This is a genomic window from Moorena sp. SIO4A1, assembly GCF_010672065.1.
GTDB lineage: Bacteria > Cyanobacteriota > Cyanobacteriia > Cyanobacteriales > Coleofasciculaceae > Moorena.
In genome coordinates this window covers 29,422-43,551 of the sequence record NZ_JAAHHX010000054.1, presented here as the reverse complement: position 1 = coordinate 43,551, position 14,130 = coordinate 29,422, and the positions used below count along the sequence as shown (strand labels likewise).

The window sequence follows — 14,130 nt, the reverse complement described above, 5'->3', positions numbered from 1 at the left end:
TAGGGAGATAGGGAGATAGGGAGATAGGGAGATAGGGAGATAGGGAGATAGGGAGATAGGGAGATAGGGAGATAGGGAGATAGGGAGATAGGGAGATAGGGAGATAGGGAGATAGGGAGATAGGGAGCAGGAAAAAAAACTTATCACAATTTATTACTTTCCCGATTTAATGTTTCCGTGGCTATCGATAAAATTACTCCCAAAAAAATGCGATTATCTGAAATATATCTATGGGATTGACCATAGGTCACGCTACGCGAACGCTAACTAATATTTACGATTTTACCTGTTACCTGTTCCTTTAAAAAAAACGCGATTGACCAAAGGTCACGCTAAAAGCGATCGCATTCCATAATCCGTACATTTTCTTTCAATTACCCCTCTCGAAAAAAATCCTAAAATCCCTTGACAAAATAAGTAATAATCGTTATGATTATAGTTATTAACCTGAAAACGTTTTTTTTACTATGTCTGACAACTTCCGCCCTAACCCAGAAAACAATCCTGAGGAAATTACTCCTAGTAATACTCCTCAGGAACGGTCTCCAAAAAAATACCCCATTAAGCACATTTTGAAGGGCTCCCGCCAGGCAATAACCAACACCATGCATACCCTTTATGCACGGGGTTACGCCCAAATTGATGAGTGGAGCCCCCTTCAGGCGACTGGCATTCCTGGCGAATTCATTACCATGATGACGAAGTATTTAACTCTGGGTTAAGGGCTTAAATTTCAGGGGGCTTTGCCCCCTGGCCAAAGCATCAGGTCTGATGTTAGCGGTCAGTGGTCAGTGGTCATTGGTCAGCCGTTGGCTGATAGCTGAAAACTGAAAACGGATAGCTGAAAGCTGATAGCTGAAAGCTGATAGCTTACGGTCTGATCGGATTATGTTTGATTAGGTTTACAAAGTTGAGACATAAGTAAAAATTGCTAGCCGTGGAACGTATTTCTGCGGCTACTTTTTTTTGGTTAGCAGGTTGAAGGTTAGTAAGTTGAAGGTTATGATGTTGAAGGTTATTAGGTTTAAGGTTAGTACGTTGTTCGCGTAGCGTGGCCTATTGGCCAAGGTTTAAGGTTAGTACGTTGTTCGCGTAGCGTGGCCTATTGGCCAAGGTTATTAACAGGCTTAGTTCATCAACACAAAACCTCTTGAGGTGATCAACAACTGTTCTATTGTGATTAATCCTTGGTGGGCAGTGCCTCGCAACCTGATGGTAAGCACATCAATCTGTCTGATGCAGTGCTTACCCTACATCTACTACTATTGTGATTAATCCTTGGTGGGCAGTGCCTCGCAACCTGATGGTAAGCACATCAATCTGTCTGATGCAGTGCCCACCCTACATCTACTACTATTGTGATTAATCCTTGGTGGGCAGTGCCTCGCAACCTGATGGTAAGCACATCAATCTGTCTGATGCAGTGCCCACCCTACATCTACTACTATTGTGATTAATCCTTGGTGGGCAGTGCCTCGCAACCCGATGGTAAGCACATCAATCTGTCTGCTGCACTGCCCACCCTACATCTCTCCCCATCTCCCCATCTCCCCATCTCCCCATCTCCCCATCTCCCCATCTCCCCATCTCCCCACACTCCCTACTCCCTACTCCCTACTCCCTATTCCCTTAATAACCAATTCAAGTAATCACAATATCCAATTCCGAAACCCCACACTCCCGGGCTTTAACACACCGTTCAATATAAAGTTCAACCACCCGGTCTTGGTGATTACTCTCTAAAAGTTCCTCAAAAATCCGTTGCGCCTGAGCAAACTTTTTTTCTACATAATAGGCAACTGCTTCCTCAAACCGAGGAGTTGTTTTGGACTTGAAAGCAATCAAATCCTCAGGATTAGCATCATACACTTCAAAGATTTCCACCGGTTTACTTTTACCCTTCACCTTAACTCGCCCTAGACACCGATAATGATAACTTTCTCGATTATCCAGATCATTCAAGGTTGGTTTACTAATCAAAATCTCTGCTCCATAAATCTTGGTTAAACTTTCCAAACGGGAGGCCAAATTTACAGTATCAGCAATCACGGTTGTATCCATCCGTTGAGATTCCCCCACTGTTCCTAAAATTAAACTCCCCTTGTGCAAACCAATACCACTCGCAATCGGTTCATAACCACTATTGTTCCGATGGGAGTTATAACTATAAACTTGCTTTTGCATCTCAATGGCTGCCTTTAGGGCATGATCAGCCTTTTCGGGAAACAACGCCATCACCGCATCACCAATATATTTATCAATGAAGCCGTTATAATTACGAATCACTGGGCTGACTCGACTTAAATAGTCATTGATAAAATTAAAATTGTCTTGCGGTGACATCTTCTCTGATAAACTAGTAAAGGAGCGAATATCAGAAAAAAGTACTGTCATCTCTTTTTGGACATTGTCCCCTAATTGGACATCAATAATACTGTCCCTTTCTAAAAATTGCAGAAACTCCCGAGGCACAAAGCGTCCATAAGCTACATTAATTTTGGCTAACTGAAGATGGGTCTTAATTCGTGCTAGCAATTCATTTTTGGATATGGGCTTAGTTAAATAATCATTCGCTCCTGCTGCAAATCCTGCTACCAAATCTGAGATCTGATTTTTAGCGGTTAACAAGACTACGGGTAGTTCATTCGGTAGATATTTCTCACGGATTTTTTTACAGAACTCATAGCCGGTCATTTTCGGCATCATAATATCCAGTAAAATCAAGTCTGGTTTGTATCCTTGGGTAATTTTTGTGAATGCATCTTCGCCATTAACTGCTTTAGTAATCTTATAGTTTTGCAGATAAAGATGGTTGACCAAAACCTGAAGATTTACTGGTTCATCATCTACAATCAAGATTTTCAAGGCTTTCATAGTTGGTGGTGATAAGTTCTGATCAGACATCAGGTGATCAGACATCAGGTGATCAGATATCAGGTGATCAGATATCAGGTGATCAGACATCAGGTGATCAGATATCAGGTGATCAGATATCAGGTGATCAGACATCAGGTAATCAGATATCAGGTGATCAGATATCAAGTGTTCAGAGTCACTTGCCATCGCCAAATAATTCTGAACCTGGGAAACTTCCTCTCGCTGTTTCCTCTCTACTTTACCCTTTGATATCGGTAGAGTGAAACTAAACCGTGAGCCAAGGTTTGGCGTAGACTCCACATCAATATTTCCGCCGTGGAGCTGCACCAGTTTTTTAGTAACAGCTAAACCTAACCCCACTCCTCCATATTTCCTATTAATGGAGCCATTCCCTTGTTCAAAAGCTTCAAAAATTCGGTCTACTTTATCAGGTGGGATACCAATCCCTGTATCATAAACGGTAATTTTAAGATAAGAATTGACCACCTCTGCTGATACTTTAATGGTACCACGTTCAGTAAATTTAATGGCATTACCCACCAAATTATAGAGAATCTGTTGGAGTCGGTTTTCATCAGCATCCACAGGGGGACTCGATGAGGAAACTTGATTAATCAGTTGTAGGTTTTTATTACCCACAAGGGGACGGGATAGCAATAAAACAACTTCTGTGATTTCTCGCATCCCCACTGGCTTGATTCTCAGGTTGATTTGTTTATGCTTGAGGGCAGAAAAATCCAGTAAATCGTTAACAAGCTGAGTTAACCGTTTGCCACTAGAGACAATCAGAGAAAGATTAGATGCTGTTGACTGGGATAACTCACCTGTTGCTCCATCAATCAGAGATTCAGCGATGCCGATAATGCCATTCAGAGGTGTTTTCAGTTCATGAGATGTATTAGCTAAGAATTCATTTTTGAGCTGATCCATTTCCTGAAGAGCAGCATTCTTGGTTTCTAGTTTCTGGTTATATTCCTTTAGCAGTCGCCTGGTTTCAGCAAATCGTCGTTCTAAAATTAATCCTAAGGATAGGATAAAAAGCAACATTCCCCAAGGATAGAATCGCTGATACCAATTTTCCGGTTCAAAGCGATAAACTAAAATATCATGCATTGCTGTTATAGCCAGGATAGATAATCCTAAACTAAATATTTTCGCATAATAGTTTCTCTTATTAATAGCTATAGGAATAGCATGGATCAATAAAATTATTGTACTAGCCAGGAGCAGGTAGTGATCAATATATATCTCATACAACCAGGAACTGTTGTAGATAAAAATTAATCCTAAAGAAATTACGGAATAAATTATGTGAATTTGCCATAACCGCTGGATGATGGAAAAATACCCTGAACCAAATATTTGTTCAAAACCAATCAGGCTCAGAATAGGAAGAAAACAAAAAGCCGTATATCGACTATACTCCCAATTCATTGAATCCTTAAATAATAAGGGAACAATGGTTGATTGGCTAAGGTTGTAAATGCCACCAGCTATGGCTAATAATGCAAAGGCTAGAATCAATCGTTTATCTTGAGACCGGAATAGACAGGTTAAACTAAACCACAGCCCAATTAAAATAAAAATGCAGCCTAAAATAGTGCTTATTTCGTCTTTGAATAAACACCGAATTACGTTAAATTTAGAACCAATAACTATCCGGTCGAAAAAACCGATGTAAATAGACTGATCACCACCGACATAAACATTAATGAACAATGATTTGCCGGAAAAATTTGAATCAAGAGGAACAATTGGCCATTGATACCCTTCACCATGACCTGGAGGCAATGAGTTAGGGGATAATCGGGTATAAATCAGTTGCTCATCTAAATAAGCTTCTAGTATATTCGGAACTGCTCCGAGATAAAGAGTGGGAGATTGCAATTTACCCTCTGGTAACCTAACCCCTAACCAAACATTGTTTTGCTGTTGATCTTGCGGTGACTTCCATAGTCTTTCTGGAAACGTAAATTCTTTCCAGCAAGGGTCGCCGTTGGAAATCTCGAGCTTAGGACAAAGCTTGGCATTATGGAGGTTATTGATAGAAACATCACCCCAGAGATAGTGCCATCCTTGGGTAATCTCCAATCGCGGCAAGGTTTTAGTTGCCTGAGATTGTGCTTGACTAGGTGCTATGGTTAATAGGCTAATCAGTACTGATATCAAAAAAGCACCCAAACACAAGGGGATTTGGGCACGTTTCCAACTAAACATACGTTTCACTGGTATCTCCTGGAGGGGCTATGGGTCACACCCCCCTCTACTAGTTTAAGTTGGATTTTGGAGCTTGGAAACTGTTTGTTAAACTTTGCTTAGCTCCTGGCATCGGTTAAGTTAGGCAACGAGACTGTAGGAGCTATCTCCGGTAACCCACCAATAGTCAGGGACTAATCAGTGTTTTAATATCTACTTTCTGAACAGTCTCTGATTATTCGGCGTTGCTTAATAATGGAATGATTTTAAGACTTTTGTGGAACGGGCATCTTGGTGGAACGGGCATCTTGGTGGAACGGGCATCTTGGTGGAACGGGCATCTTGGTGGAACGGGCATCTTGGTGGAACGGGCATCTTGGTGGAACTGGCATCTTGCCAGTTTCAATATATTCCCAGGCGGGCAGGATGCCCACTCTACTCCTATTCAAAAGAAGATTCACCAACGCCGATTGTTCAATGTTCAAATACATCTCGATAGTGCAACAAATCGAGAGATACCATAGTCGGTAACGCCTCAAAGCACTGTTGAGCTAATTCCCACCGGTCTTCCCGTTCCAGCATATTGATCAGTTTTTGCCGCACATTTAACAAGTAGCGTACATCATTAGCAGCGTATTCCAACTGCTCATCGGAGAGGTTAGCGACATTACCCCAGTCAGAACTCTGAGCACTTTTATCCAAATCTATCCGTTCTAGCTCTTTGACCAATTCTTTGAGACCATGGCTACTAGTATAGGTGCGGGCTAACTTACTAGCAATCTTGGTGCAGAATACAGGATTGACTTCAATACCGAGATTTTGCCTGAGCATAGCGACATCAAACCGAGCAAAGTGAAACACTTTGAGCACATTAGTCGCTTCTAACAACTGTTTTAATCGGGGTGCTTCTGTTTGTCCTTTGTCAATGCGGACAAAGGTGACTCGTCCTTGTGGATCACACAGCTGTACAAGACATAAGCGATCGCGTTGGTAAATCAGTCCCATGGTTTCCGTATCCACGGCGAGGGAATCTGCCCTTAGATACTCTTGGCATATAGATTCGGGTAAATCGCGATCGCAAACTTGAAAATCCTTCAATTCTTCAATTACAGTTGTGTTGGTCATTGGTTCAAAGGTTATAGGTTGTAGGTTCTAGAAGTTTGTTGGATGGGATAATGTTTGATGCGATAGTATTGATGCGATAGTATTGTTAGGGATAACTCCCAGGATTTGGTTTATTCGATGCTCCTATGGGGTACCGTTTCTGTTCCCATGATCAGAAGGTCTACGGCATAGTTATTCGTTAAGATGACAGTAACCACTGAGACTAACCACTACCGGTAGTGTTAGTTAGTAGTGTCAGTTAGTAGTGTCAGTTAGTAGTTTTAGTTATCGCTGTAAAGCGATGTTATAGCACCATAACTAGCAAATAAATCACAGTGGTTACTAGAGTTAACCACCCTTGATAAAAACTTGGGTTAATTCCACAGCAAAGATCAGCATTCCCAAACTAATCTTGAGCAATGGTGTTGGCATGAGCAGGCTGGCTAAAAGCTGGGCTCTAATTTCTAGGAATTACTGTATCGTAGTTTACAATTTACCCTTGACAGTCCACATTTCCTATGTATTTTTTATTTTCTTAATCTTTCGAGGTCTGAGCTGACATAAATTTAGCAACAGTTTGCACATCCTTATCACCGCGACCGGAACAGTTAATCACGATCTGGGGATTACCACTTAGTTGGGGACATAGAGTTTCGAGATATGCGATCGCATGAGATGTTTCCAGTGCCGGTATAATTCCCTCCAGCTGAGACAAGCGTTGAAACGCAGCCACCGCTTCTTTGTCTGTAACACTATAATACTCTGCCCGACTGCTATCCTTCAAATAGCTATGCTCTGGACCAACACCAGGATAGTCCAATCCAGCACTAATCGAGTGAGCTTCGAGCACCTGACCATCCTGATCTTGGAGCAAATAACTCATTGCCCCGTGCAACACTCCTGGTCGTCCCTTAGTTAGAGTAGCCGCATGTTTAGCAGAATCTACACCAGCGCCTGCTGCTTCTACTCCAATCAGCCGCACAGAGGGTTCATTAACAAACTCATGGAACAGGCCCATGGCATTGGAGCCACCTCCGACACAAGCTAACAAAATATCCGGCAAACCGCCCCACTTTTCCAAGCATTGAGCGCGAGTTTCCTGGCCAATCACAGCATGGAAATCCCGTACCATTTTTGGGTAAGGATGAGGACCTGCCACTGACCCAAGGATATAGTGAGTAGTTTCCACATTTGTCACCCAATCTCGAATCGCTTCCGAGGTAGCATCCTTGAGAGTACCAGTCCCAGCCGATACCGGTTGCACCGTTGCTCCCAGTAGCCGCATCCGAAACACATTCAGGGATTGCCGTTCCATGTCCTGAACGCCCATATAAATGACGCATTCGAGACCAAATCGAGCACATACTGTTGCGGTAGCCACACCATGCTGACCCGCTCCCGTTTCAGCAATGATGCGCCGCTTACCCATGCGCTGGGCTAGCAATACCTGAGCCAGAGCATTATTAATCTTGTGAGCACCGGTGTGATTTAAATCTTCCCGTTTTAAATAAATCCGTGGTCCACTACCATCAGATTTGGTATAGTAGTTACTCAGACGTTCAGCAAAATACAGAGGACTAGGACGTCCCACATAGTCTCGCAGCAGTTGTTGTAGTTCCTGTTGGAAATCCGGGTCATTACGGTATTGCTCAAAAGACTGCTCTAGTTCACTTAGAGCAGGCATCAAGGTTTCTGGAACATACTTGCCACCAAATTTACCAAAACGTCCCAAAGCGTCCGGTTGTTGGGTCGCTTGGTCCCTCTGGTCGCCGATACTAAGGGGTAGGGGGGTTTTAGTCACAGCGGTGTCAAACAATTATAGAACGAACATCTCGAATATATATTATAAAACCCAAAATGCTTTACCACCAGTCTTCTAGCATTTTGTATCAACACTAACAATTATTTTCGAGCTAATGTAGAAAAGTAATGACCATAATTACCAAGCCGGTGCCTTAGCAGCTTACCATGAATGAACCAACTGATCAACAAATTAACAATCACTCCAATTCCGTAGAGGCAGATGTTCAACCAAAGGTCAGTGTCGAAGAATTCAGTATTAGTGGTAATGACCTGATTGACAAAGTTAAAGACCTAATTAATCAGGGGAATATTCGCCGAATTATGATCAAAAATGAGCAGGATCGGATTTTGTTGGAGATTCCGCTAACTTTTGGCGTATTAGGAGGAGTTACTGCTATTTTCTTGGCTCCTTGGTTACTCCCCCTGGGAGCGATCGGGGCATTGGCGGCTCGATTGAAAGTAGTGGTAGAACGAAAGGAATAGCAGTCTAGATATCTACGAGATCTACCCTAACCCCTAAACAGGTATGGGACATCCTAGAGAAAGATTGCCCGCGATCGCTAAAAATATCTTAAGATATACTTAAGATATACCTTGAGCGGTCAACTTTGAGTGATCAGCTTTGAGTGATCAGCTTTGAGTGATCAGCTTTGAGTGATCAGCTTTGAGTGATCAGCAGTCAGCCAAAAGCCTATAAGTCACCCTGGACAACTAAACTAATTATGCCAGTGTGACTTACATAATCATGGGTTTCTTGCTCTGTAGCTGGGCGGTTAAGAGAGCCCCTGAGGTGCTGAACTGGTGGCTTGAAAAAATAAAATTAGTTAAACCAACTTAATTAAATAAACCTGAGCAAAACTGCCTAATCCTAGCATCAAGCCGACTCTCAAAGCTATCAGTTCTGAAAACTATCAGTAAGTAATGATTCAATAATCTCCGGGACTGGATGAGTGATTGGTATCACTGGGTTTGACCAGGGGCTGGTAAAGGACAGCAATTGACATCATTCAAGCAAACTTTGCCCCACTTTAAGGCCCAACGAACCAAACCAACCCGGTTATCAGTGCAGGTTTTGGTCAGAATGTTACTGATATGATTATCAACAGTGCGCTTACTGATTGCCAGCTCCTGGGCGATCTCGAGATTGGTTAAACCAGCCGCTACATGTTCGATGATTTGCAATTCGCGGTAAGACAGAGTTGCGGGAGTCTGGGATTTACCACTAGCCATAAGTAATTTTTCTCTAGTAGATATACCTATCTTATCTAATTTTACCGCCAATGGTGACCCGCTTCACTTAATTTGCCATGGGGAAATTAAGTGATTATCAATAAACAGGACAAGGAGGAGTTGGGGAAAGGGGAGTGGGAGGAGTGTGGGAAGTGTGGGAAGTGTGGGGAGTCAGATGAGCAACTGGCGTCGAAACTTCTGAAATTAACATCAATGGAGAGCAACTAATGGAAGGTCTTAGTAATTTTATTAACCAGAGAATGGAAGAGTGGAAAGTCCCAGGGCTGGCTGTCGCTATTGTTCACGATAGCGAGATCATCTTTTGTGAAGGCTTTGGTTTTAGGAATGTAGAAAAAGGCTTAAAAGTAACCTCTAAAACCATCTTTCCGATTGGGTCTTGCACTAAAGCGTTTACCACAATGGCTATGGGCATCTTGGCTCAGCGACGAAAATTAGATTGGGATAAACCAGTTAGACATTATCTGCCCACGTTTAAACTATACGATTCCTATGCTAGTGAACACATGACTCTCCGTGACCTGGTCACTCATCGTTCTGGCTTACCCGAGCATTTGTTCATGTGGTATAACAGTTCTTTGACTCGTAAAGAAATAGTTGAGCGCTTACAGTATCTCGAACCTAATCATGAATTGCGGAGTGTCTATCAGTATCAAAATTTGATGTACATGACGGCTGGCTACTTAGTCGGTCAAATTGCCGAGAGCAGCTGGGAAGAATTTGTTCAGCAGGAAATTTTTAATCCCTTGTCGATGGCAGACAGCAATTTTTCCGTTGTCAAATCCCAGGAGACTGACGATTTTTCCCTTCCTTATCGAGAGAAAGATGACGTAGTTAAAGCCATCCCATTTCGCAATATCGACGCCATGGGTCCTTCTGGCTCTATTAATTCCAATGTTACTGATATGGCGAAGTGGCTTCTACTCCATCAAAACCAGGGAAACTATGAGGATAAGCAGATTATCAACCCTGGTATTCTGACTCAGATGTATACACCACAAATCGTGATACCGTTATCCCTTGAGTATCCGGAAATCTGGCATTACTCTTATGGATTAGGATGGTACCTCACTGCCTACCGAGGTCATAATCACGTTCAGCATGGGGGTTATATTGACGGATTTTATGCCCTGACAACGTTGATGCCTCAAGATAAAATTGGTGTGGTAGTTCTCACCAATCTCGAAGTAAACCCATTGCGAGAAATTATAACTTATCACATTTGCGATCGCTTGCTCGGTCTCGACGAAGTTCCTTGGAATGAAAGGATTAAGAGTAAGCTTGAGGAAGCTAAACAAGCTGCTGAACAAGGCAAACAGAACACCAAACCACAGCCTAAAACTGGCACTCAACCATCACATCCCCTAGAAGATTACACAGGAGATTTTGAGCATCCCGGATACGGAATAGTTTCCATTGCGATCAAAGATCAGCAGTTAACGGCAACTCATAATTCAATTGTTTATGAACTAAAGCACTACCACTATGATAGTTTTGAATTACTATCAGAGGGTTCTGATAATTTTCAACTATTATCATTTTTTAATGACCCCAAAGGAACTATTCAGAGACTGTCCATACCTCTAGAACCGACGGTGAAGGATATTGTATTTGAACGAATCCCTGACCAAAGCATTTTAACCACTAGTTTTATGGAAAAATTTGTGGGTGACTATGACATTTATGGTCAATCATCTATAACTATCTTGATCAAAGATAATAAACTATTTTTGTCATTAGCTGGTCAGCCAGAGATAGAGTTAGTTCGTTACCAAGGAACCGAATTTTATTTTAAGGATGTACCAGGATATAGTATTAACTTCACTACCGATAATGCTGGGGTTGTGACTCAAGCAGTGATTACTCAACCCAATGGCGTATTCACGGCTAATAAAAAAGTGTCTACCTAAGCTATAGGAAAGGGAGTAGGGAGTAGGGAGTAGGGAGTAGGGAGTAGGGAGTAGGGAGTAGGGAGTAGGGAGTAGGGAGTAGGTAGAATGAAATTGTCTGTACCTCATAAGTACCAGAAATGGTATATATGTATAATAAACCTCTTACAAAATTAGTTTTCTGATCGTGTTTCCGTCAATTCTTGTCCACTGTTCCCTGTTCCCTGTTCCCTGTTCCCTGTTCCCTATTCCCGACTTCTGCAAGAAGTCTAATGACTAATTTCTTGAATTCAAACCTTCCATCTACTCAACCCCTACCTAAGGTAATTGCTAATCACATTGCTACAGCACCTAACCAGCGAATTACCTTTGCCCAGTACATGGACTTAGCACTATACCATCCACAGCTAGGTTACTACGCCAGTGGTGCAGTTAACATTGGTTCATCAGGAGACTTTTTCACCTCACCCCACCTAGGAAAAGACTTCGGGGAGTTACTTGCTGAACAGTTTGCCCAAATGTGGGATATCCTCGGACAACCTAATCCCTTTACTCTGATGGAAATGGGAGCAGGACAGGGACTCCTAGCAGCAGATGTTCTAGTTTACTTGCACCAGCACTACCCAGATTGCTATGGTGCCGTAAATTACATCATTGTGGAAAAGGCAACAGCAATGATTGCTCAACAGAAGCAGCTGTTGTTGAAACTCAACCTACCTAGACTGGACAATGACCAGCCCTCGTTACCTGTGCGGTGGTGTTCTTGGGAAGAAATAGAAGACAATTCCGTGACTGGTTGCTGTTTCTCTAACGAATTGGTTGATGCGTTACCGGTACATCAAGTTGTGCTGCAAGCAGGAGATCTCAAAGAAATCTATATCGGAACCGTTGATCAGGATGACATTAAGTTTGTAGAAGTTTTAGATACCCCTTCTACACCCCAACTGAGAGAGTATTTTGATTTGGTAGGTATTGATTTGTTCTCTGGTTCCTATCCAGAGGGCTATCGCTCTGAGGTGAATCTAGCAGCACTGGATTGGATTAAAACTGTTGCGAAACGGTTAAACCAGGGGTTTCTCCTAACCATTGATTATGGCTATCCAGCCCAAAAGTATTATTTGCCAGCCCGTGATCAGGGAACATTACAGTGTTATTATCGCCACCGCCACCATAATAACCCCTATAGTTATATCGGCGAACAAGACATTACGGCTCATGTGGATTTTACTGCCCTAGAGCGACAAGGAGAGTTATGTGGTTTGGGTAAAGTAGGTTTCACCAAGCAAGGGTTGTTTCTAATGGCATTGGGATTAGGCGATCGCATAGCTGCCCTTTCTGATCCTAGAGAAAGGGGAAATGCGAAAGCAACAGCACAGGATGTGATCAACATTATGCAGCGTCGCCAACGGTTACACCAGTTGATCGATCCCACCGGATTGGGTGGCTTTGGGGTTTTAATTCAAAGTAAGGGGTTAACCCCATCAGCAGAAGGGGTGGCTCTTAAAGGGTTGACCGTACCACCGATCAGCTAATAGCGCTGGGAGCGGGGAATAGGGAAAGAGAGGGGAGTGTGGGGAGATGGGGAGATGGGGAGATGGGGAAATGGGGAGATGGGGAGATGGGGAAATGGGGAGATGGGGAGATTTTTATTAAGGGTAATTATCGGTTCTTGTAGTAATAAGGTAAACAATATTTTTTCCCAATTCCCTACTCCCTACTCCCTACTCCCTACTCCCTACTCCCTACTCCCTACTCCCTACTCCCTACTCCCTACTCCCTACTCCCTAAAATTCAAAATCCTATTTATCACAAAAAATTCACACTTGTTTTAGATAGTGTATTTGTTGAATCTTGGCTAGAGGCGATTCATGCACCAATCGCCTCGTTCCTTATATTTAGGCTAATTTTCAGTAAACTCATTCCACCGAGTAATCAGATTAGAAAATTTTTTCTGGATGAATAAACTGGTAACCTGCATCAATTATTTTTTTATTTGACACTCGGGCATTGTAAGGTCGGGCTTTAGTAACGGATGAATCCCAGGATACGGGGGGTAAGTTGTGCTGTTTAAATACTTTTTCAAGCAAGTCTTGATAAGTCAGTATTTGGTCATCTACTAGGTTATAAATCCCTTGAAGTTGGTGAGAACGGACAAATTCTATTGCACCAACTATGTCATCTAGATGAATCCAATTGGTGACTTCTTGACCCGAACCCTCACGAGTAGTACCTGCGAATCGACCAAATATTTTGAGTAGTTCCCGCTTCGGACCATAAATTCCTCCCAGACGCAGGATACAAACCTTCAGATTAGGATTGGATGCTGATAGTAATACCTGCTCAGTTTCTGCCAGAATTTCATAATTGGGACTAGGGGGAGCAATCGGTGATGTTTCGTCTACCCAGCCTGCCTCTCGATCACCGTAGACAGCATAGCTTCCCGTGTAAATTAGCTGTCGTACCCTAGGAGTGGTTTTGAGCACAGAAACTAAGGTTTGGGCTGTGTCTAAGTAGGCTTCTTGATAGACCTTGCCATTGGCAGCACCCACAGACAAAAGAATAATCTCCTGGTTTTTCACTACCGATTCGAGACCAATAGGGTCGTTTCCTTTAACCACAACGACTCGGTCAGCAATTGTTTCTAGTTCTGGGACACGCTCAGGGGTAGTAGTGGTTACTGTAGTTGATAACCCTAACTCTTGATGCCAAAGGTGAGCAACGGCACTACCAACGTATCCACAACCAATGATTGCTACATTCATCGCTCGATTGAGTTTTATTTTTTAAAATTCGATTATTATAAAAAATCTTACCTTCGCGCAAGCTTTACCCGGGTGTATCTCAATGCATGAAATTAGGCAAAAATTCCGGCGAAAATTCCCGCGCCCGGGCCCCACACTCCCCACACTCCCCGCGCCCGGGCCCCACACTCCCCGCGCCCGGGCCCCACACTCCCCACACTTGCGATCTTTTTTACAAATATGAGATGCACCCTACCCCTTGGGTCTTTCCT

The 14,130-nt window shown here is 42.9% G+C and carries 11 protein-coding genes; 6 read left to right on the top strand and 5 right to left on the bottom strand.

All coding sequences use genetic code 11. The features are described 5' to 3' along the window. Positions 1-467: 467 nt before the first annotated feature. Positions 468-722 carry a hypothetical protein gene (locus F6K53_RS27005; protein ID WP_293082737.1) on the top strand — a complete coding sequence of 85 codons (255 nt, stop codon included), beginning with the start codon at positions 468-470 and terminating at the stop codon, positions 720-722. Between the two features lie 919 nt (positions 723-1,641). Here the strand turns inward: F6K53_RS27005 and F6K53_RS27000 are convergent. Beyond that, positions 1,642-5,094 (bottom strand): ATP-binding protein, encoded by a 3,453-nt coding sequence (locus tag F6K53_RS27000; protein WP_293082746.1) that lies wholly within the window; start codon positions 5,092-5,094, stop codon positions 1,642-1,644. A gap of 239 nt (positions 5,095-5,333) precedes the next feature. Between F6K53_RS27000 and F6K53_RS26995 the strand changes: the two genes are divergently transcribed. Beyond that, positions 5,334-5,597 (top strand): hypothetical protein, encoded by a 264-nt coding sequence (locus tag F6K53_RS26995; RefSeq protein WP_293070064.1) that lies wholly within the window; start codon positions 5,334-5,336, stop codon positions 5,595-5,597. Here F6K53_RS26995 and F6K53_RS26990 read toward each other — a convergent pair. After that, entirely contained in the window at positions 5,548-6,198 is a 651-nt protein-coding gene (locus F6K53_RS26990; RefSeq protein WP_293070062.1) for a ribonuclease H-like domain-containing protein, read from the bottom strand. The two genes, F6K53_RS26995 and F6K53_RS26990, sit on opposite strands and share 50 nt — an antisense overlap. Before the next feature lie 514 nt (positions 6,199-6,712). Continuing rightward, positions 6,713-7,978, bottom strand: coding sequence for a tryptophan synthase subunit beta (gene trpB / locus F6K53_RS26985; protein ID WP_293024999.1), 1,266 nt, complete (start codon positions 7,976-7,978; stop codon positions 6,713-6,715). Positions 7,979-8,145: 167 nt separating this feature from the next. On the opposite strand from trpB, the gene F6K53_RS26980 reads away from it, so the two are divergent. Next, positions 8,146-8,463: a DUF4342 domain-containing protein gene (locus tag F6K53_RS26980; RefSeq protein WP_293070060.1), complete on the top strand. Its 318-nt coding sequence runs from the start codon at positions 8,146-8,148 to the stop codon at positions 8,461-8,463. A gap of 477 nt (positions 8,464-8,940) precedes the next feature. Here F6K53_RS26980 and F6K53_RS26975 read toward each other — a convergent pair whose 3' ends face one another. Then, the gene (locus F6K53_RS26975) at positions 8,941-9,210 is read right to left on the bottom strand and encodes a LuxR C-terminal-related transcriptional regulator (RefSeq protein ID WP_293025003.1); all 270 of its coding nucleotides are present in this window, start codon (positions 9,208-9,210) and stop codon (positions 8,941-8,943) included. A gap of 227 nt (positions 9,211-9,437) precedes the next feature. Here F6K53_RS26975 and F6K53_RS26970 point away from each other — a divergent pair, with 227 nt between their 5' ends. The 3 genes from F6K53_RS26970 to F6K53_RS26960 all read left to right on the top strand — a co-directional run bounded on the left by F6K53_RS26970 (position 9,438) and on the right by F6K53_RS26960 (position 12,949). Further along, positions 9,438-11,138: a serine hydrolase gene (locus tag F6K53_RS26970; RefSeq protein ID WP_293070058.1), complete on the top strand. Its 1,701-nt coding sequence runs from the start codon at positions 9,438-9,440 to the stop codon at positions 11,136-11,138. A 251-nt stretch (positions 11,139-11,389) separates the two neighbouring features. Next, a complete protein-coding gene (locus F6K53_RS26965) occupies positions 11,390-12,649 on the top strand; it encodes a class I SAM-dependent methyltransferase (RefSeq protein ID WP_293025007.1) in 1,260 nt (419 codons plus the stop codon). Positions 12,650-12,751: 102 nt separating this feature from the next. Then, complete coding sequence (locus F6K53_RS26960; protein ID WP_293082743.1) at positions 12,752-12,949, top strand: hypothetical protein; 198 nt, start codon at positions 12,752-12,754, stop codon at positions 12,947-12,949. Positions 12,950-13,054: 105 nt separating this feature from the next. On the opposite strand, the gene F6K53_RS26955 is transcribed toward F6K53_RS26960, so the two are convergent. Next, the gene (locus tag F6K53_RS26955) at positions 13,055-13,879 is read right to left on the bottom strand and encodes an NAD-dependent epimerase/dehydratase family protein (RefSeq protein WP_293070054.1); all 825 of its coding nucleotides are present in this window, start codon (positions 13,877-13,879) and stop codon (positions 13,055-13,057) included. Positions 13,880-14,130 lie beyond the last annotated feature (251 nt).